Below are 20,367 nucleotides of genomic sequence, written 5' to 3'. Positions count from 1 at the left end.
CGCCATCCGACAGACGCACCCCTTCTGTGCCCACGCACCCGTTTTCGAGCCCGAGAACGGGTGCGTCCACCGAGAAGGGGTGCGTCGGTGTCCGGCAACGCCTCACCCGACGTGCAGGTGTCGCCATTCCCCGTGCGGCGCAGTGCGCTCGGCACTAAGTTCGGCGATGATGGTTGAGGTTCTACGCGAGGGGGCGGTCCGGCATGAGCAGGACACATTTCAGGGCTCTGACACTGGGTGCGGTCGCGCTGGCCGGGGGTGCCGCACTCACTGCGGGCACCGGAACGGCCGCGGCGGACGTCCTCACCGAGATCAACGGCTGCAGGATTGTGGCGAATCCACATCCCGACGATCGCACGACCTGCCCCGGCGCCGATCTGAGTTCCGCGAATCTCGCGGGCCTGAACCTGAGCTTCGCCGACCTGTCGGGCGCGAACATGAAACGGGCGAACCTCACCGGCACCAACTTCGCCGCCGCGAATCTGTCGTACGCCAACCTGAGCGACGCGAACATCACCGGCACGAACTTCACGGATTCGCAGCGCAACGCGGTGATCCTGTACAGCACGGACATCGACTTCTTCGGCACGATCGTCGGGGACATGAACATCACGACCGAACCCGAATGGTCCACCGACGCCCACGAGCGCGCACTCGCCTCGGTCGTCCCGGTGACACCGACACCGCCGTCGCCGTAATTCGCTCCTGACCCAGTCACCCGGGCCGCGCACTGCGCGGCCCGGGTTTTTTTGCATGCCCACACCCCTTGACATTGGATACTCTCACTATCCACTATTAGATAGTAGCGGTATCCAACCTTGGAGGCATCCGATGACGACGATCGACCCCACCCGTTCGACGCACCACTACGACGGCGAACTGGTGGTCTTCCTGATCGGGATGACCATCAACCGACCCTGGCGACCGGACCTGTGGCTGCCCACTTTCCTCGCGATGCCGAGGATGCTGCGTGAGCTGTCCGAAGACCCGGATTCGGGTCTGATGGGCTACCGCCTGACGTTCGAGGGCCGCGGCCCGACAGTGATCCAGTACTGGAACTCCGTCGACAAGCTGTACGCCTACGCCAGTGACAGCCAAGCGAAGCATCGTCCGGCCTGGGCCGCATTCAACCGGCGGGCCCGCAAGGCACCCGGTGCGGTCGGTGTCTGGCACGAGACCTATCCGGTGGACCGCGCCGAGTCGATCTACGTCGGCACGCCGGCGATGGGTCTGGCCCGCGCCACCGCACGTGTGCCCGTCGCACAGAAGTTCAGCCGCGCCCGAGACCGGCTGTCCCGCAGTAACAACACCCACGAACAGTGATCGATTCAGGAGAAGGACCATGGAACCCTTGATCGCCCTCGTTGCCGTCACTCTGGCACTCCTCGTCGCAGGCGCGGCGGGTGTGCGCCGGTTCCGGCCGTGGCCCGTTGCCCTGAGGGGCGGACTCGCGGCCATGTTCACGCTGACCGGCATGGCCCACTTCGTGGGGATGCGCGCGGAACTCGTCGACATGGTCCCGCCGTCTCTGCCGAATCCCGGCCTGCTGGTGACCGTGACCGGTCTGCTCGAACTGGCCGGCGCCGCGGGACTGCTGATACGACGCACTGCGCCGTGGGCGGCGGGCTGCCTCACCGCCCTGCTGATCGTGATGTTCCCGGCGAACGTGTACGCCGCCGTGGAGGAACTCTCGACGGGACCGTTCGAAGCGCTGATCCCCCGCACACTCCTGCAGGTCGTCTTCGTGTCCGCGACTCTCGCCGTCGTGATCTCCTCCCTCCGGAGCCGTGCTACGGAATCGCCCTCCGAAGCCCACTCGCCCTCAGCACCCGACGTTGCACTCCCGCCCGCACTGCATCCTCGGACCCGATGATCCGCACGTGCTTTCGTGCCCGGGTGATCGCGGTGTACAGCAATTCGCGAGTCAGCAGCGACGACGCCTCGCCGGGAAGAACCACGGACACCGTGTCGTACTGACTGCCCTGACTGCGGTGAATCGTCATCGCGTACACCGTCTGCACGGCGGACAGATGCGTCGGATGCAACAGGAACGGTTCGTTGCCCCGCACGAATGCGGCGACGAGTTCGTCGTCGTCGCGGCGCACGATCACCCCGGTGTCGCCATTGTAGATCTTCGTTTCGTGATCATTGGCAGACACCATCAGCGGCTGGCCCGGATACCAGCGATCCGGGTTCAGTCGCTGCCCGGTCGCCTCCCCTATCCACTCCATCGCCTGCCGCGCCCACCACTGCACGCCGTACGGACCTTCGCGGTGCGCGCACAACAGCCGGTGCTCCTCCGAATGCCGCAGTGCAGCAAGGGCATCACCGGATTCCGCGGACCCGGTGACCGAGGCGGCCGTCCCCACCACGTCCGCCCGCAGTGCGTCCAGATCTTCGGGACCGTGGAACGACACCTCGGGGAAGCCGCTCGACAGGATCTCCATGACCTCGTCCGGTTCGCCCTTCCGCACCGCGACGGCCAGCTGCGCGATGCCGCCGCCGAACCGCCGCCCGCGGCTGAGCCGCACCACTCCGCCCCGCAATCTGTCCCGTTCTCCCGCACTCAAGGCGGCTTCGAGCGGGTCGTCGGCTGCCTCCAGGTCATCGCCGACGATCCTGGCGAGCACCGGATTCTCGGTTCCCGTCACCGGCCGGGCCACGAGATCGGCCAGGACCGCGCCCGCGTCGACGGACGTCAGCTGATCGGGGTCGCCGACGAGCACCAGCCGGGTGTCCGGGCGGACGGCCTCGAGGAGGCGGCACATCATCGTCAGCGACACCATCGACGTCTCGTCGACCACGATCGCGTCGTAGGGCAGGTGATTGTTCGCGTTGTAGCGGAACCGGCTACCACGTCCGCGCTGCCAGCCCAGCAGCCGATGCAGCGTCATCGCGGTCAGGTCGGGCGGCAACCCGAGTGCGTCGGACTGCTCGCGCACCGATTCCTGCAACCGCGCCGCGGCCTTCCCGGTGGGTGCGGCGAGCGCGATCCGGAGGCCCGGCCCGGGCTGCCTGGTCAGCAGCGCCAGCACCCGGGCGACGGTGTGCGTCTTGCCTGTTCCGGGTCCGCCGACCACCACCGACGTCCACTGTGTGGCGGCGACCGCGGCGGCGATCCGCTGCCGATCCGGAGCCGGGGCCGGCGCCCCGTGGTCGTGCTGGTCGCGGAACAACGCGTCCAGCCCCTCCTGCAGCGACTGCTCGTCGACGAGGGGATGCCCGACAGCGCGGTGGTCGAGTACCCGCCGGATGGTCGCTTCCTGCCGGAAGTACCGGTCGAGGTAGAGCAGCCCGCCCTCGGCCGTGTCGACGAGCCGCAGCGGTCGCAGCGGACCCGCCGAACCACCCGTGACCAGCGGGCTCTGCCGCAGTGCCTCGACGACCGTGCCGTCGTCCGGCCACGGCAGTGCGTCGAGATCGACTTCGGACTCCTCGTCGACGGTCACCTCACGAATCCGCGTCAGGTCCAGGCACACCGAGCCGGACCGCACCGCCCGCACCGCCAGCGCCGTCGCCAGTACGACGTCTTCCGACGATTCGCCTCCGAGCGCCGACAACCGCAACGCGACGTGCACGTCCGCGGCGGCCAGCACACCGGCCTCGTTGAAGACCCGCAGCATCCCCTTGCCGCGCTGCGCCACCTGCACCTCGGTCATCGCGTCCCCTCGCGCTCGGAGGCCGACCCGGACAGCAGATCGGACAGCTCGGTGATCAGCGCGGCGGGCGGCGCCCAGTCGAAGACACCACAGCCGGGCGGGGTGCCGGGGCCGACCATTCCGCGAACGAACAGATACCGGACACCACCGAGGTGCACCGCCGGATCGTAGTCCGGTTGCCGCCAGCGCAGGTAGCGATGCAACGCAACGGAATACAGCAACGCCTGCAGCGGATAGTGCGCCCGCAACATTTCGGCGGCCATCCTCTCGCGGGTGTAGTGCGCGGTGGTCAGGTCGCCCTGCGCGAGGCGATTGGTCTTGTAGTCGACCACGACGTACCGCGGTCCGGGCAACCGCAGCACGACGTCGATGCTGCCGGTGAGGTATCCGCGCAGCGGGGTCGGCTCGAGTGTCTGCACGGCATCGGCGTACGACCGCAGCGGATCGTCGACGGGAAGGTGGGTGCGCAGCAGCCTGCCGACGCCGTCGAGCATCACGGTGAGCGAGGGTGTGTCGCCACCGGCGAGCGGCAGTTCGAAGTCGAGCTCCGCCAGCAGGTCTGTGGGGGCGATGTCGGCGAGCGTGGGCTCGCCCCCCGCGCCGAGGGGAGTCCGCAACACGGGCAGCAGCGCCGTCGCCAGCTGGGCGGGGTCGATGTCCGACAGCGTCGACGCGATCACGTCGCGGCAGCACCGCAGGACTTCTGCTTCCAGATCGGGTGCCGCGGTGTCGACGATCTCGAAGACGGCATGGACGAGCGTGCCGAACGTCGCGCCGCCGGGCAGTTCGTTCATCGTCGACGGCACCCCCGAAGTGACGTCGGCCGGCGCCTGCAACGGAGGCTCGTCCGGTTCGTCCGTCTTCTCCTCGACCTCGGCCTCACTGCCCACCGCGGGCGCGTCGTGCGCAGATGCGGTCAACGCCGAGTACGACGTGCGACGCCAGCGCGTGTCGAGCAGCCGCCGGAAGCGCGCGGCTTCCAGGTCTCCGCTGGGCTCACGCTGTGGTGTCCACCCGACCCGCGCGATCGGGTCGGAACCCACCGCCTCGACGGTCACCGTCTCCGCAGCTTCCGTACCCCACGCGGACAACCGTTCCGCGACAACCGGATCCTCGGGGACGGTGACCTTCGGCGGGACCTCCCGCTGCCCGGGCTGCCGCCCCAGGATCATCCGGTGCAGCGGTGCGCCCGCCGTCGTGAACGCCGGTGCCCACCACACCACGAGCCCGCACATCGCCCGGGTCACGGCGACGTACAGCAGCCGCAACTCCTCCCCCGCCTCTTCCGCGTCGTGCCGGTTCCTGCGGTCCGCGTAACCGGGGCTGCCCGGACCGCCGACGTCGAGGATGCGTCGCCCGTCGTCGTCGTGCAGCAGCAGTTTGCTCGGTTTCGAGATCTTCGCGGCGTCCCAGGCGTACGGCAGGTACACGAGCGGGAATTCGAGGCCCTTGCTGGCGTGGACGGTCGCGATCTGCACCGCTGCGGCGTCACTGTCGAGTCGCCGGCTGCGGTCCACCCCACCCGAGGACGGATCCTTCATCCGTTCGGTGAGCCAGCGGGTGACGGCCGTCAGACCGAGCGACTGCTCGACGGCGGCACCGTTGAGCAACTGCGCCACGTGCCGGAGATCGGTCAGTGCCCGCTCACCCGCTGCCACCCGAAGCAGTCTCGCCTCCAGCGCGCCGACCGCGGACAGTCGTTCGAACAGGGCCGCGAAACCGGACTGCGCGAACACCGCGCCGAGCTCGCGGAGCTGCCCGCCGACCTCAGCGACGATGTCGTCGCCGCGAGCGTCGAGTTCCTCGGCCGTGTGCCCGAGCAGCGGGGTGAGCGCGGCCAGCCGCACCCGGTCGGAACGGTGCGGTTGCTCGATGGCCTGCAGAATCCAGAGCCAGTGCTGCGCAGCCGGAGTCGTGAAGACGCTGGCCCCGCCGGCGAGCACGGACGGCACACCCGCCCGGTCGAGGGCGTCGTGGACCAGTGTGATCTGCGCGTTGGTGCGCACCAGGACGGCGATGTCGCCCGGTTCGACGAGTCGGGCGCTCCCCCCGACGTCGAGTGTCGCGCCACCGTCGAGGAGGGCGACGATGTCGGCGGCGAGGTCCGCCGCGATCCGCTTCCGGAGCGGCCCCACCGCGGGGTATCCCGACTTGTTGATCGGCCCGGCGCCGGTCCTCGGCAGATACCGCAGCCGCAGCGGCACGGCACCCGTCAGACGCGACTTCGGTCTCGCACCGTCGACGCGGTGCACCACGATCTCGGGATGCCCGAGCGCGGCCCCGCCGTGCAGATATTCGAGCCCGTCGAGGAGTTCCTGATCGCTGCGCCAGTTGGTGGTCAACTCCTGGTGACGGTCCGCCGACCGCACCGCGTCCAGATAGCTGAGCACCTCCGCCCCACGGAACGCGTAGATGGCCTGCTTCGGATCGCCGACGAGCACCAGAGTTCCGCTGCCGTGGAACGTTCGGCGCAGAATGTCCCACTGCAGCGGGTCGGTGTCCTGGAACTCGTCGACGAGCACGACGCCGTAGCGTTCGCGGACACGCCGGCAGGCCGCCGCACCGTGCTCGGGATCGCTGAGGACGCGATGGAGCAGCATCGGGAGATCGTCGAAGTCACGCAGACCCACCGCGCGTCTGCGCCGCTCGACTTCGGCGCGCACCGCCTCGGCGAACGCCACCCGATCCCCGGCCGGGGTGCCCCGCGCATCTTCCGGGGCGAGCACGGCCTGCGGGTCGAAGATGGCCGCCCGGGCGGCCGCGGTGGCCTCCGCCGGAGTGAACGGCGCCGACTCGACTCGACTGTAGGCCCGCAGGTACAGGTCGGCGATCACCTCCGTCGTGAGGTCGTCGGCGGCCTCGACCAGCACCGTGTCGGGGTCGCGTTCGCCCGCGATGCCGAGCCCGTCGAGCATGCGCTGGCAGAAGCTGTGGGTGGTGACGATGGTGGCGGCGTCGAAGTCCGACAGTGCCTGCAGCAGGCGTCGGCGGCGCAGCGTCACCTCGTCGGTGTCGGCTTCGGCGAGATGCCGGATCAGTTGATCCGCGCTCAGTCGCGCCGCCGCGGGATCGGCCAATGCGGCTGCGGCGGAACCGAACCGCTCACGGGTGCGTTCCCGCAGCTCCTGCGTGGCCGCCCGGCTGAACGTCACCAGCAACAGCTGCGACAGGTCCACGCCACCCTCGGCGACGAAGCGGGCGGCCAGACCGACGATCGCGTACGTCTTGCCGGTGCCGGCGCTCGCCTCGAGCACCGTCGTGCCCTCCGGCAGCGGACCGAGGAGGTCGAAGCCTCGCGCACCGGTCACGGCTGCGCCAACGTCTCGGCGGCGAGCAGCGGCGCCCACATCTGCCGGGCGTAGTTCTCGATGGTCACCGTGTCGCCGAGGACGTCGAGCCCGGGCGAAGCCCCGTACACGTATGTGATGTGCCGGTCGCGTGAGTCACCGAAGTCACTGCTCCATTCCTTCCGGGCCGCCTCGATCGCGTCCTCCATGCTGCTGCCGCCGTGGCGTCGTTCGGCATAGGCCGCCGACGCGCCCGTGGCGATCGGCAACGGCGCGTGCAGCCCCAGATCGCGCAGTTCGACGAGTCGCACCAACTCTTCCACTGCGTTCTCGGGTGCGGTGAGGGTCGAGCGCCACGCCGGACGGCTGTACGCACCGCGGCCGGTCGTGACCGCAGTCCACTCGGTCTCGTTGTCGGACGCCGCGACCGCCAGCAACTGCGCCCAGGCGGCGAGACGGTGTTTCGGCCCCAGCTTCGAATACGTGGTGCTCGCGATCACCGACCCGTGCACACCGCCGACGGTGCCGGTGAGGCGCCGTCCGGAGCCGAGATCGACATCGACGTCCACGGTCTCCGCGCGCCCGACGTGCACGGACCCGCTGACGGCGACGAGCGACTCGACCGCGTGCTCGATTCCGCCGAGCACCGACTCCCCCAACTTGAACGGCGGCAGCGTCCCTCGGCGCCACTCCGCGGCGCGGAAGGCGGCCAGTTCGACTCCGGCCAGCCTCGCGACGAGCATCCTCTGGCCGAGATCCCACCGGGCCAGCGGATCGGGCGCCACGTCCAATGCGTCGGCGAGGTCCTCGTCCACGTCGGGGACCCGCAACCCGAGCCGTTGCCGCAGAAACGCCTGCGTCGGGTGCACCAGAAACGCGATGAGGTCGGCGAGATCGACGTCCCCCAGCGGCGGCGGCACCAACGGCGCAGGCAGGAACGCGGGCTCCGGTTCGGGCGGGTGCTGCGCGGCGCGGGCACCGGCCAGCGCCGCCCGGTCGAAACTGAACGGGTGCCCGGGCCGGAAGTTGCGTGCATCGAACGGCTGCAACGGATGCCGGGTCACGATGCCGGGCAGGGCATCGCTCCCGACGGTGGCCGCCACCGCGTCGAGCAGCTCGGACAGCGGGATCGCCGGCGGCCGCGACATGCCGGTGACGGGGTCGGCGCCCGTGTAGAACAGCAGGAGTTTCTCCCTCGCCGACATCACGGCGTCCAGCAGCAACTGCCGGTCCTCGCTGCGCGGATCGCGTTCACCGAGAAGGGGATTACGGGCCAGCACGTCGTCGCCGTCCACGCTCACACCCCGCGGGAACACCTCGTCGTCGAGGCCGAGGAGAACGACCACACGGTGCGGCACCGACCGCATCGGCACCATCGTGCACACCGTCAGCTCGCCCGTGCGGAAGTTCGCGCGGGTGGGGCGGCCCGCGAGCCGGGTGGCCAGCATGGCGCGCACGTCCGACAGTCGCAGGACCGCGTCGCCACCGTGTTCCGTCGCCGCCCCGAGTTCTCGTCGCGCCTGCGCGAGTTGCCACGTGTCGGCGGCGCTGACGTCGACGAGGAGGTCGAGCGCCCGGGTGAGCGCGCTCGACCATTCCGCGACCGATTGCGGCCCGCCGAGCCCGCGCAGCGCGACGTCGAGCCGGTCGACGAATTCGGCCAGCCGCCCGGTCAGGTCGATGTCGTTGCTGTCGACGTCGTCGAGCGGCAGGGCCAGGGCGAGCCATTCGCCTTCGGACTCGTCGGCCGCGGCGCCGAGCAGGATTCGGTCGAGCGCGGTGGTGAACGTGTTCTGCGGAAACTCGCCGAGACCGAATGCGGCGCGCTGCCGCGGCCCGATTCCCCAGCGGGCGCCCGTCGCGGTCGCCCACTCCCGGATCCGTTCGAGGTCGTCGTCGCCGAACCGGAACCGCCTGCGCACCGGCGCGGCCGCCGACAGGTCCAGGACCTGACTCGCCGTCACCCTCGCGTCGGCGAGTTCGAGGAGCGTCGACACCACGGCGAGAACCGGATTGGTCTGGTGCAGGGCGCGATCCGCAAGGCGGACCCGGAGGCGATGGCCGGGATGCCCGAGCACGTCCTGTCCGAATGCGGCCCGGATCAGCGGGGCGTACGACTCGACGTCGGGGCACATGACGAGCACGTCGCGCGGTTCGAGAGTCGGATCGTCCTCGAAGAGATGCAGGAGGCATTCACGCAGGACCTCCACCTGGCGGGCCGGGCCGTGGCACGCGTGGACCTGGACGGACGCGTCGGCCGTGCACTCGGCGAGCGCGGGCGCCCGGTCGTCCCGGACGTCCGCCTGCAGGCACCCCAGCAGGGAGTCGCGGGGCGCAGGTCCCTCGTGGTGGAGGTCGTCGACGTCGAGGCGGGTCAGCCTCGACTCGAGTTCGCGGACGTCCCGCGCCAGGCTCGACAGCAGCGGATGGGCGACGGACAGCGCGGTGTCGTCGTCGGCGCGTGCGAGAACGCTGGCTGCCGTGGACAGCGACGACCACATCGCGGGACTCGGATGCGGAAGCCACAGGTGCACATCACGATTGACGGCGAGGGCGGCGAGGACCGCGATCTGATCGGTCGCGAGGCGTGTCGGACCGAACAGCGACAGTCGGGCGGGGAGTTCGACGAGGTCCGGTTCCTCGCGCAGCCGGGCGCAGGCGGAGTCGAGCCGCTCGGCGGGAGCGGGACTGCCGACACGCTCACGCAGCCGCCGCCACAGTTCGGCCTGCCAGAGAAGGTCGTCGTCGAGTGGACCACCCGCACCGTCGGTGTCGCGGCCTCCGGCCCAGTCGACCAGCATCGCCGGCCGCTGTGCGGCGTAACTGCGGAACAGATCGGTCAGGTGTGAGGCGGTGGCGTAGCGCCGGCCCGGCCGGTGATCGTCCGGGTCGCGATCCGGGAGGCCATGGCCGAGGTGTTTCGCGAGGACGGCACACCAGGGCTCACCGAGGCAGTCGTCGACGACGCCGAGCAATGACCACAGCACGCGGGACGGATTCCACGGGTCGTCGTCGGCGGTTACCCCCGTGGCGGCGGCGAGGCATTCGTCGACGAGCCGGGTCGGGGACGGGAAGTCGATGTTCGCGGCCACCCCGTCGCCGACGTCGGGCCGGGCACCGAGCGCGGTCGAGAGGCGCTGCGTGAGCCAGCGCTCCACCCCCTTCGCCGGGACCGCGACGACCTCCCGGGCGAACGGATCGGGCAGCGGGGTCGCGAGCACGTCGCCGAGAGCCGACGCGAGAGTGGTGGAACGCTCGGCGCGATGCAGTACGAGCACGTGGCCTCCCTTCGCTCCCCAACTCCGGTCGGCTCAGACTTACCACAACCCACCGACTCGGGAGGCCACACTCTGCAGGTGAGTGGCAAAGTGTGCCGGGGCACGCTTCGCCACTCACGTCAGCGGCCGGGGCGCGCCTGGGTGAGGTGCGGAACCCAGCCGTGGGTGGGCCACTTCTTCAGACCGACCTTGGCGGGAACGATCCGCTTGTTCACGAATTGGCTCTCCAGTTCGGTGTCGGGCTCGCCCGTGAACCGCCACAGCGCCGCGTCGCCCGGTCGGGCGACCGAGGACCAGGACTTGGCACGGTATGCGGCACGAACGATGTTGTCCGCGAACACGATCACCGGGATGTCGTCGGTGTTGCGGACGGCAGCGCCTGCCGCCCACGCGCCGCGGGACAGTTCGTACACCTCCTCCGGCGTCACGCCGCGCCGGGACGCGGCGGGCACCTCGAGGACGACGCAGGGAGTCGGCAGGTTCGGGACGGGTTCTGCTGCGTACTGCAACACGAGGTCGTCGACGGGCACCGCACGATGCTCGCCCGCGCCACCGGCGAGATTGCTGAGCACCGCACCCTCGTTCAGCCCCAACGCGCCTACGATTCCGCCCCGCACCGCACCGGCGACGTCACCGGTGTCGGCGATCCGATGCGCCACGATGTAATGCTCGACCTCGTGGCCGGAGTCGTAGATCTCGCGGATGCGGGCGATGGTCGCGGCCTTCACCTCAGCGCTGTCGGTCTCCGGATCCTCGAGCGTCTGCCGGTGCTCGTTCTCGGCCAACGCCTCCCACACGTAGCCGTACACCCGGGTGCCCCGCCCGGCGCCGACGTAGAACACCGACCTGTTGCGGGGATCGAGGAGCGCGTAGACGTAGGTGCCGAGTTCCTCGCCCACCCGCTTCGGGAACGGCTGCGGCGCGTGACGGGTCTGATACACCTCTTTCAGGATCAGGCGCAGCGCCGCCAGTTTCAACGCGACGGGGACGCCGCCGTCGATGCCGTCGAAGAGTGCGGTGGCCGCGCCCTGCACCGAGGAGAAGGTGTGCCCGATGTGGCGTTCCAGCGACTTCGTGACGTCCGCGAACTGCGCGAACCGCACCCGGGGGTCGGGTGCCGCGTTGTCCAGGTCGTTGGACGCGAGGAAAGTCTGGACCTCGGAATTGTCGAGCCAGCGAGAAGTGATGTCGATCGGGATCGTCCAGACGGTAGCCATGCCCCTACCGTAAGGGAAAACCTGGGTGAAGAACTCGCACGAGGAAGGCTCGAGGAGATTCGAACCCTTTCGACGTCCTACCGAGTGCGGGAGGATGGAGTTGTACCCATTGCGACGCAGGTTGGGAGAACACTCATGACAGCGCCCAGCTACTCCACCCGCACGGCCGTCGACATCGCGGTCGGCATCCTCATCGCCTACCGCGGATGCTCCGAGAACGACGCGTTCACCGAACTCGCGGAGACGTCCCGCAGGCACAAGGTCGCCCTCGCCCGCACCGCCCGCGCACTGATCGCGTTCATCCAGACCCATCACCACGACCTTCCCGCGTCCGACGTCACCGCTGCCGCTCTGCAGTGGAGCCACGCCACTCCGTACCGTGGCGCGTTCGGCACGGCGGCCTGAATTCGGTCGAAGTCTGAGAATTCTCTGGCTTCGACGGCGCGACGCTGCCCAAACCTTCAGACTCGATGTGAGACCGAACGACCAGCGCACCGAGATACGAAGAGGTAACTGAGTTGACGATCCGCAAAATCACGGTTGCCGCGGTAGCGATCGCCGCAGCCCTCACGATGTCCGCTTGTGGTTCCGACGAGTCTTCCGGGCCGAGCGCGACCACCACGTCCACGACCACTGCAGCCGCCGAGACCAGCGCCGAACTCGAACTGCCGACCGCGGCCGACCTCAACGCCCTGCTGGCGAAGGGCCTCGACCCGGCCACTCCCCTCGAGGAGAAGATCGCCATGGTGGAGGGTTCGGAGCAGGACCCGAACCTGTTCAATCAGGTCGCCGCCGCCGCCCAGCAGGCAGGTGCGCAGGTCCAGGTACTGGACCCGGTGATCGATAACGGCGACGGCAGCGCCAGCGCGCAGCTGCAGCTGACGATCAACGGCCAGGTGCAGCAGAACACCCTGCCCGCCATCTTCGTGCCCGGCGAGAACGGGACGTGGAGATTGTCGAAGGCGACGGCATGTTCCATCGTGGCGATCGCGCAGCTGACGTCACCGGCCTGTCCGCCCGCCTGATCCGGACCTCCGCGTCACGCGCCTTCCAGGGCCTCCCCGATCTCCTGGACGGCGCGGTTGTGCTGATCGGTGATCAGGATGTGCCCTGCCGCGATGGTCAGGGCGACCGGCCATTCGATGATCTCGACTGCGGCGAGCAAGCCGATCGCCGCGAAGAATGCCAGTTGCTCGGGACGCGGCAGCGGCACCCTGCCGAGGATCGGTAGCTGCACCGCGAAGCTGTGGGCCTCCCGCACCCGCTGGACGGCGTCGCTCTGCGATTCCGCCTCCGACGTTCGTTGGGCCATAGTTCGTCTCCCTTGTCCGTGCCGTTTCCCGGTCAGCCACCTTGATCGCGGACCGTGTCCGCTGTGCTGAGTTCCGTCGCCCAGACCGCTGCCGGTGTCTTCTCCGCAGCCGGGGACCCGTTGACCGGGGTGGTCACCCGCGTGCTCACCCCACCGCTGCGGGAGGTGTACGCCGTACTGCTGCGGGCGGGCGTGATCGAGATCGTCGACTGATCGCCCACAAGCTTTTCGAGCAGCCCCGGTGCGAACGCGGCCGCCGCGGTCGCCGCACCCGCACAGCCGAGCGCCTGGGCCCACCCGACCGGTCCGAGCGGGGTGCAACCGAGGAGCTGACTGACACCGGGAGTACTGACCATGACGGTGAGTGCGGCGAGTGAACCGCCCGCGGTGAGCACCACGAGCGGACTCCGCGAATCGATGAGCGTCTGACCCAGCTGTGTGCCGACCAGCGCCACCAGCCCGACCGTCGACGCCCGGCGTTGCCTGCCCGTCACGCTCGCCAGCGCCCACGCCGTCGTCGCGCCCGCCGCGGTGGCGGCGCCGCGGATCGCGACTGTCCGCCACAGCGCCGCACCGTCCGGGCCGCGGCCCTCTCCCCGGGCCTGTTCGTTGGGCGGACTCACCGCGAGCGCGGCCGCGGGCAGGGCGTCCGTGAGCACGTTCACCAGCAGGAGCTGACGCGCCGTCAGCGGCGACCGTCCGGCGATCGCACTGCCGATCAGGGCGAACGCCACCTCGCCTGCGTTCCCGCCGAGCAGCACCGACACTCCCGCCTGCACCCGCCGCCACAGCTGACGGCCCTCGTCGAGGGCGTCGAGCAACGCGTCGACGCGGCCGTCGAGGAGCACCACGTCCGCGGCGCTGCGGGCCGGGTCGCTGCCGCGCGAGCTGACACCGATCCCCACGCTGGCCGCCCGGATCGCGGCCGCGTCGTTGGCGCCGTCGCCGACCATCGCGCAGACGTGACCGACACGCTCGAGGGTCTGCACGATCTGCACCTTGTTCTCCGGCGACATCCGGGCGAAGACGACGCACTTCTCGACGGCATTCTCCTGCCCCCGGTGCGACAGGGTGTCCCAGTCGGTCCCGCTGATCACCTGCTCGGACGACACCGCCAGTCCCAGCTCTTTCGTGATGGCGGTGGCCGTGACGGGATGGTCGCCGGTGATCAGCCGGACCCCGACCTGTAGCCCTTCCAATGCCGGGAGCAGTCCGGCCGCTTCGGGGCGCGGGGTGTCCGCCAGCCCGAGCAGTCCGACGAGTTGCAGCCCACTGCCGCACAGATCGTCGAGCACCGCGGTGTCGTCGGCCGCGCGACGCGCCTGGAAGGGCGTGACGGTCCGGCGGGCGACGGCGATGACGCGTAACCCGTCAGCAGCCATGCCGAGAACGGTGTCGTGGACCTCGTCCGCGTCGATTCCGGTGCACGCCGCGACCACGACCTCCGGCGCACCCTTCAACGACACGTGTGTCCCGGACAGCGAGGCGGAGTAGGACCGTCCGGACCGGAACGGAAGGTAACTGCTCCGGTCCTCCCCCTGCGGTAGCAGGTCCACTGCCGCGTCGGCGATCGCGGCGTCGGTGGCGTGTGCGGCCGGACTGCCGTCGGGGGTCACCGCGCTCCGGCCCGCGCACACGAGCACGTCCTCGCGATCGAACCCCGACTCCGGGACGGCGGTGATGACCCGCAGTCGGTTCTCGCTCAGGGTGCCCGTCTTGTCGAAGCACACCACGTCGACGCGGCCGAGCGCCTCGACGGAACGGGGCGCCCGCACCAGCGCGCCCGACCCCGTCAGTCGGCGTGCGGCGGCCTGCTGCGCCAGGGTCGCGACGAGCGGCAGACCCTCGGGAACCGCCGCCACCGCGACCGCGACACCACTCGTGACCGCCTGCCGCAGTCCGGTGCCGCGCAGGAACCCGACGGCGGTGACGAGGGCGCCGCCGCCCACACTGACGGGCAGCACCCGGTCGGTGAGGCTTCTGAGCTGCGCCTGCAGACCCACGTGCGACGCACTCGCCGGGGTGAGCGCGCCCGCGCGTCCCGCTTCCGTTGTATCGCCCACCGCGGTGACGATCGCCGTCGCCGTGCCGGTGAGGATCGTGGTCCCCGCGAACACCATGCAGGCACGTTCGCTGAGCGGTGCGCCCGGAGTCGGCGACGTCTGCTTGCTCACCGGCAGCGATTCCCCGGTGAGCGAGGACTCGTCGACCTCGACGCCGGACGCCTCGACCAGCCTGCCGTCGGCGGGCACCACCTCGCCGGGACCGATCTCGATCACGTCGCCCGGCCGCAACCGCGAGGCCTCCACCTGCTCGGTCACCCGGCGCTCCGGGGACCCGGCGACGCGGTGTGCGGGCGGATCGCCCGCCGCCAGCAACCGGTTCAGCAGACGTTCCGCGTGCAGCCGTTGCACGGCCGACAGCGCGGCGTTGCCCGCCAGCACCGAGCCCACCAGCACCGCGTCGATCGGCGACCCGAGCAGGGCGCTCGCCGCAGATCCGGTGGCGAGGACGGGGGTCAGCGGATCCGCCAGTTCCGTCCGCATCACCCGACCGAAATCCCAGGCCAGCCCGACCGGCCACGCGGTGAGCCGCCCGATCGCCTCGACCGGGGTCAGCACCAGATTCACCGAGCGACGCCGGGAGACCGCGGCATCCTCTTCGTCGCGCGGGGGCAGCAGGCGGCGCACGTCCGGCACCGGCATCTCGTGCCAGGCGTGAACCGGGGCGGCGGGTGGAACCTCGGCCCGCAGCACACTGCGCGCGAGGGAATGCCCCGTCCACAATCCTGCCGCCGCGCCGACCGTGACGGGTCCGGGTCCGCGGCCACGCACTCCGGGCAGCATGACGAGCGCACCGAGCATCGACGCCGCCGTTGCGATCTCGACACCGCGCCGGCTCGCCGTCCGCGCGTCCGGCAGGGCCCGCAGCACCCGCCATACTCCGACGAGATCGTCGACCAGCAGGTCCGCGCACCACGGTGGCGGGGCGTCGTCGACGAGGACACCGATCCCGACGTCGGCGGACGACAGGGCGTGCGGCGCCCGGCCGGCGATCACCGCGACCGTCGCGCCGTTCGCCTGCAACTGCGCGACGGCGTCGCGAAGGTCCGCGTCCAGTGACCCGCTCGAGGGCAGCAGATCGTCGAACGCCGAGCGGAGTCCGCCGAGCGTGTCCACGTTCACCGACACCACCTGGGCGCCCGACGTGCGCGCCTGCGCGAGCACGGCCGCCGCGCTCGGGTGGTGGGCGGGGGTCACCAGGACAGCGGAATCTTCGTCCACGGCTGCCGCGGCGATATCGTCCGTAAGGTCGGTCAGCGCGTGCCAGCCCACCCCGAGAGCGCCTGCCCCCACGGCAGAACGCGCGGCCTCCCACACTCTCGTCCGGTCGGCGTCCCGAACCGCACGGATGCCGCTCACCCGGAGCTCGGCCGTGTGCAACACCGACGGGTCCACGACCACCGCGTCGACCCGGTCCAGGCAGCGCAGCGCGCCGGGATGCAGGGCCAGCACGGTGTGGCGATCGGCCAATCCACGGCCGAGCGTCGCGGCGAAGGCCTCGCGTGCGGTGCGCGCCGCCTTCGGCGCGGCGACCAGGGCCGCGTCCGCGGCGCCTGCGACACTTCGGGTCGCCGCCCCCACCGCGGTCGCGCCGACCCACTGCGCGATCGCCGCCCGGTCGACGTCCCGCTCGACCGGTCCCGATGTGCCGCGCGCGCGGGCGGGGCGATCCGTGTCGTCCACGGGGTGCCGGGCCAGTTCGGGTTCGCGGCGGTGCCATACCCGCCGGCCCGACCACGCCTCCGCCGTGATCGCCGACCGCAGTGCCACGTCCACGGCGAGTGACGCAGGTGCCCGCCGCAGCACGTCGCCGACGGCCTGAGCGGTGGCGAGCAGCAGTTCGGCGGCGTCCGGCCCGAGCCGGTTCTCGACCATGCTGCGCAATCGGGGCTGATAGTTGACGAACGTGACGGCGGCGGCAGGCACCGCCGACGGCAGGGCGGGCATCGGCAGCAGGCGAAGGCCGGCGGCCGCGACCAGCCCCGTCGTGACGGCGGCCAGTGCGAGCGCGCGTTCGGCGAGTGCGACGTCGTCGCCGGGAAGTTCTCCGGGCCGGTCACGGACGGCGCCGCGAGCGATCGGTCGCGCGACATCCTCCGCGCCCGCGACCACGGCACACAACGCGGCCACCGACGGTCCGTGCTCGTCGACCGTCACCACCAGCCGGGACAGCGCGCGGTTGAGTTCGGCTCCCCCCACACCGGCGGTCTCCCGGACGGCGCCGAGAACGGTCGCGGCCACGTCGTCCCCGCGAGGTCCGTCGAGTCCGCGGACCTCGATCCAGGCACGGCCGTGTCCGGAACTCGTGCGGCGGGCGGGGGTTCCTCCGAGCACCTCGGTAGCGATGTGTGTCGCGGTCCGTGCGGTGGTCGCCATCAGATCGGCAGCGACCGTGCCCCCGTAGGACGCCACCCCGAGTCCGACACCGGCGCCGCGCACCGGCAGGGATGCGGTGGCGCGGAGGTATCGACCGACTCCCACGGCAGCTACTGCCTGGAACCTGCGCCGAACTGCCGCAGCACGAGCGCCGCCCCGCCCACGGTGACCAGCACCGGCCACTCGACCAGTCCCGCCGCGCCGACGGCGGCCAGGGTCAGGGCGGCGGCGGGCGTCGAATGACTGCCGCTCTCCATGCCGGACCGGGCTCCGCTCGCCGCCCCGCGGACTCCGCCGACCACACCGCCGATCGCGGCGCCGCCGACCGCACCGACCGCGCTGGTCGTCGCGTTCGCAGCACCTGACACGGCGTGCGCTGTGCCGTCGACGATTCGCATGACGAACTCCCATCGGCCGTGGCCACTACCGCCGATGCGCGGCGGATCATGTCTGCGGTACCCACCTCAGGGTATTCTCAACCGCCGCGCGCCGGAACAGTTTCAGGGAACTCTCAGCGACTATCGGATGCTGTTCTGTCCCATGGGAATTCGATCACCTTGTTCGGTGCGCCAGAATTCCCAGCCGTCGTGGGTTTCGATGTCTCCGCTGATGTGACTGGCAACGGCGGTCGCCGCGGTCGTGGGGTCGGGAAACCGGCGGCCCTGCATCGGTCCGCGCATGATCTCCAGAGTCTGCGTGTCGGGGTCGAACCGTCCGACCAGCCGATAACCCTCGAAGTCGGCCACGACCTCGAGGCGGGTATCGGTCAGTTCCTCCAACGCCGCGGTCGCTTTGGCCGGCTTCTTCCGGGCGGAGGCGCGCGCGACGGCGTCGGCGCGCAACGTGGCCGCCGTCGTGGCGCGTTGCGCGTCGCTGTAGCGGCTGGGGTCTTTCTCCCCCGCCAGCCCGAGAAGATCCCAGCGCCCGCGACCGTGCGCGACCCGGCTCAGCGGAATCGCGTGGTGTCCGGTCCGCGTGCGGCCCGGGGTGTCCATCATCCACAGATCCACCTCGGCGCGGATGTCGTCGGCCACCTCGGACGAGGGCACGACGAAGAACTCCTCCGGCGAACTCGCGAGATCCACGAACACCCAGAACTGCGAGCCGGTGTCGTCGTCGTCGAGCGATTCGTCCTGTTTGCGGGCCTGCCAGTCACCGCTGAGCTTGGAGCGCACCCGCACGATGCAGCTCGTGCCGTCGTCGCCCCAGACCTGGACGGGGTTACGTCGCGAGTGGGTGAGCCGGACTGCCTTGCCGCCCCGTTCCACGACATCGGCGATGAAAGCCTGGATTCCCCGGCTGGCGGTGTCTTCCACTGTCTACGTGTCCGTCCCTGATTCTGCGTCCCGTATGCAGGTGGAGAGAGGTGTGGCGACGGGTTTGCGCAGCACGACTCGGCGTTCTTCCCCTCACCTTACGTGCCGAGCCCGGCGCACGGTGACTACCCGACCGCGCGGGCCGCTTCCGCCGCCTCGGCGAAGAACCACGACAGCACCAGGGCACCGGGGTCCACGACGCCGCGCGCCGCCTCCCCGATGTAGCTGGCCCGGCCGCGCCGCGCGGTGATGTCCGCGGTCGCCTCGGCGCCACGTGCGGCGGCGTCCGCGGCCTCGGCCAGACCGTCGGCCGGACTCTTCCCGGCCGGGGCGGCCGATTCGAGGGCGGCGACGGCCGGGTCGATGGCGTCGATCATCGTCTTGTCTCCGGGCTGCGCCCCGCCGAGTTCCTGGATCGTGTCGAGGCCCGCCCGTGCCGCGGCGGCGATCGCCTTCAGGTCAAGACCGTGCGGTGCGTCGGCGGCCACCCGGTAGAACTGCCGGAACCAGACACCGAACAGCGCGCCCGACGTGCCGCCCGCGTGACCGAGATAGGCGTCGGACAGTGACTCGAACACCGTCGGCGGGGAGTAGCTGTCGCGGATCCTGGGAACGTCGACGTGGTCGAGTGCGGCCGCCATGTTGGTGCCGAAGTCCCCGTCGCCTGCGCGGCGGTCGAGGTCGGTGAGGTTCGCCTCCTCGGCGAGCACCTTCTCCACGAACGCGCCGATCCACGCGCCCACCGGCGCACGGCCCAGTGTGTCGGCGGTGCCGGACACCTCCGGCTCGTCCTCACGGGAGGCGACGTTCGACCGGAACCGCACCTCGGATTCGTTTGCGATGCCGCGGAATTCACCGGCCGGGGCGTTGGGCCATCCCGGTGCGGCGGTCGGTGCGTCCCACAGGTCGAGGAGCTGCTCGTCGCAGCGCACCAGCGTGATGGACGCGCCGTCCATGTCGAGGGCGGTGACGAAGCTGCCGACCAGCGAGCGCCGGATCACCACACCCCGCTCCGCGAGGTGGTCGGCGAGTTCACCGAACAGCAGTTGCAGCTCCAGCGGATGGGCCGCGCCGAGCCCGTTGACGATCGCGATCACCGGCTCGCCCCGCTCCACGCCGAGCGAGGCGAGCACGGGGTCGATGAGCCGGCGGACCAGTTCGGCCGCCCCCATCGCGTCGACCCGTTCGGTTCCGCGTTCGCCGTGGATGCCGATCCCGAGTTCGATCTGCCCGTCGGGGAGGTCGAACGACGGCGAGTCCGCCCCCGGGACCGTGCACGCTCTCAACGCGACCGCCATGCTGCGGGAATTCCGGGCGGTGCGTCGCCCGAACTCCGCGACGGTGGCGAGGTCGTCTCCGCGCTCGGCCGAAGCGCCGCAGATCTTCTCGACCGCGATCGTGGCCGCGGTGCCGCGACGTCCGGGCCCGTCCTCCTGTTCGGAGGCGACGTCGTCGTCGACGAGCACGTGCTCGACCGTGATGCCGTCCTCCGCCGCCAGTTCGCCGGCGATGCGGAAGTTGAGGACGTCGCCGGTGTAGTTCTTCACGATGTGCACGACGCCGCCGCGCGCGTCCACGGCCCGGGTGGCGGCCCGCACCTGCAGTGCGTTGGGTGAACTGAAGATGAGGCCGGGGCAGGCTCCGGTGAGCATGCCCCGGCCGACGAACCCGGCGTGCAACGGTTCGTGCCCGGACCCGCCGCCCGACAGCAACGCGACCTGCCCGGCGCGCAACGGTTCCCGCCGTGTGAGATATCCCGGTTCCGGATGCCATTCGAGGTCGTCGGTGGTGGCGACGGCCCCGCGGAGCGCGTCGACGACGAAGGACTTGGGCGAGTTCAGGAACTGTGGGTGCGCCAT

Annotated in this window: 14 protein-coding genes; 5 read left to right on the top strand and 9 right to left on the bottom strand. The window is 70.7% G+C overall.

Features of this window, described 5'->3' with window-relative positions:
• Nucleotides 1-203: 203 nt before the first annotated feature.
• From GO592_RS05365 to GO592_RS05355, 3 genes are all read left to right on the top strand, one after another.
• Complete coding sequence (locus GO592_RS05365; RefSeq protein WP_007300386.1) at nucleotides 204-698, top strand: pentapeptide repeat-containing protein; 495 nt, start codon at nucleotides 204-206, stop codon at nucleotides 696-698.
• A gap of 133 nt (nucleotides 699-831) precedes the next feature.
• Entirely contained in the window at nucleotides 832-1,323 is a 492-nt protein-coding gene (locus GO592_RS05360; RefSeq protein ID WP_005252368.1) for a DUF4188 domain-containing protein, read from the top strand.
• Between the two features lie 19 nt (nucleotides 1,324-1,342).
• A complete protein-coding gene (locus GO592_RS05355; RefSeq protein ID WP_007300385.1) occupies nucleotides 1,343-1,873 on the top strand; it encodes a DoxX family protein in 531 nt (176 codons plus the stop codon).
• Here GO592_RS05355 and recD read toward each other — a convergent pair.
• The 4 genes from recD to GO592_RS05335 form a co-directional block, all read right to left on the bottom strand.
• Nucleotides 1,791-3,659, bottom strand: a complete 1,869-nt coding sequence (recD, locus tag GO592_RS05350) for an exodeoxyribonuclease V subunit alpha (RefSeq protein WP_007300384.1) — start codon at nucleotides 3,657-3,659, stop codon at nucleotides 1,791-1,793. The two genes, GO592_RS05355 and recD, sit on opposite strands and share 83 nt — an antisense overlap.
• Complete coding sequence (locus tag GO592_RS05345; RefSeq protein WP_039952791.1) at nucleotides 3,656-7,006, bottom strand: UvrD-helicase domain-containing protein; 3,351 nt, start codon at nucleotides 7,004-7,006, stop codon at nucleotides 3,656-3,658. Before GO592_RS05345 ends, recD begins: the two co-directional genes overlap by 4 nt.
• Complete coding sequence (gene recC, locus GO592_RS05340; RefSeq protein ID WP_007300382.1) at nucleotides 6,964-10,224, bottom strand: exodeoxyribonuclease V subunit gamma; 3,261 nt, start codon at nucleotides 10,222-10,224, stop codon at nucleotides 6,964-6,966. Before recC ends, GO592_RS05345 begins: the two co-directional genes overlap by 43 nt.
• Before the next feature lie 119 nt (nucleotides 10,225-10,343).
• A complete protein-coding gene (locus GO592_RS05335) occupies nucleotides 10,344-11,441 on the bottom strand; it encodes a GIY-YIG nuclease family protein (protein WP_007300381.1) in 1,098 nt (365 codons plus the stop codon).
• Between the two features lie 135 nt (nucleotides 11,442-11,576).
• On the opposite strand from GO592_RS05335, the gene GO592_RS05330 reads away from it, so the two are divergent.
• Both GO592_RS05330 and GO592_RS05325 read left to right on the top strand, forming a co-directional pair.
• Nucleotides 11,577-11,846 (top strand): ANTAR domain-containing protein, encoded by a 270-nt coding sequence (locus GO592_RS05330; RefSeq protein ID WP_005563493.1) that lies wholly within the window; start codon nucleotides 11,577-11,579, stop codon nucleotides 11,844-11,846.
• A gap of 113 nt (nucleotides 11,847-11,959) precedes the next feature.
• Nucleotides 11,960-12,466 carry a hypothetical protein gene (locus GO592_RS05325; RefSeq protein WP_005253948.1) on the top strand — a complete coding sequence of 169 codons (507 nt, stop codon included), beginning with the start codon at nucleotides 11,960-11,962 and terminating at the stop codon, nucleotides 12,464-12,466.
• Between the two features lie 14 nt (nucleotides 12,467-12,480).
• On the opposite strand, the gene GO592_RS05320 is transcribed toward GO592_RS05325, so the two are convergent.
• From GO592_RS05320 to dhaL, 5 genes are all read right to left on the bottom strand, one after another.
• Complete coding sequence (locus tag GO592_RS05320; protein ID WP_005253947.1) at nucleotides 12,481-12,753, bottom strand: hypothetical protein; 273 nt, start codon at nucleotides 12,751-12,753, stop codon at nucleotides 12,481-12,483.
• 32 nt (nucleotides 12,754-12,785) lie between these two features.
• Nucleotides 12,786-17,297: a cation-translocating P-type ATPase gene (locus GO592_RS05315; protein WP_007300380.1), complete on the bottom strand. Its 4,512-nt coding sequence runs from the start codon at nucleotides 17,295-17,297 to the stop codon at nucleotides 12,786-12,788.
• 5 nt (nucleotides 17,298-17,302) lie between these two features.
• Nucleotides 17,303-17,590 carry a hypothetical protein gene (locus GO592_RS05310; protein WP_007300379.1) on the bottom strand — a complete coding sequence of 96 codons (288 nt, stop codon included), beginning with the start codon at nucleotides 17,588-17,590 and terminating at the stop codon, nucleotides 17,303-17,305.
• Nucleotides 17,591-17,710: 120 nt separating this feature from the next.
• Nucleotides 17,711-18,508: a hypothetical protein gene (locus GO592_RS05305; protein WP_007300378.1), complete on the bottom strand. Its 798-nt coding sequence runs from the start codon at nucleotides 18,506-18,508 to the stop codon at nucleotides 17,711-17,713.
• 125 nt (nucleotides 18,509-18,633) lie between these two features.
• Nucleotides 18,634-20,367: a dihydroxyacetone kinase subunit DhaL gene (gene dhaL / locus GO592_RS05300; protein ID WP_007300377.1), complete on the bottom strand. Its 1,734-nt coding sequence runs from the start codon at nucleotides 20,365-20,367 to the stop codon at nucleotides 18,634-18,636.

The organism is Rhodococcus sp. 21391, from assembly GCF_016772255.1.
In the GTDB taxonomy this organism is placed as follows: Bacteria; Actinomycetota; Actinomycetes; order Mycobacteriales; family Mycobacteriaceae; genus Rhodococcus_F; species Rhodococcus_F opacus.
The sequence above is the reverse complement of the archived record's forward strand: the minus strand, read 5'-3'. Positions and strand labels throughout refer to the sequence as shown.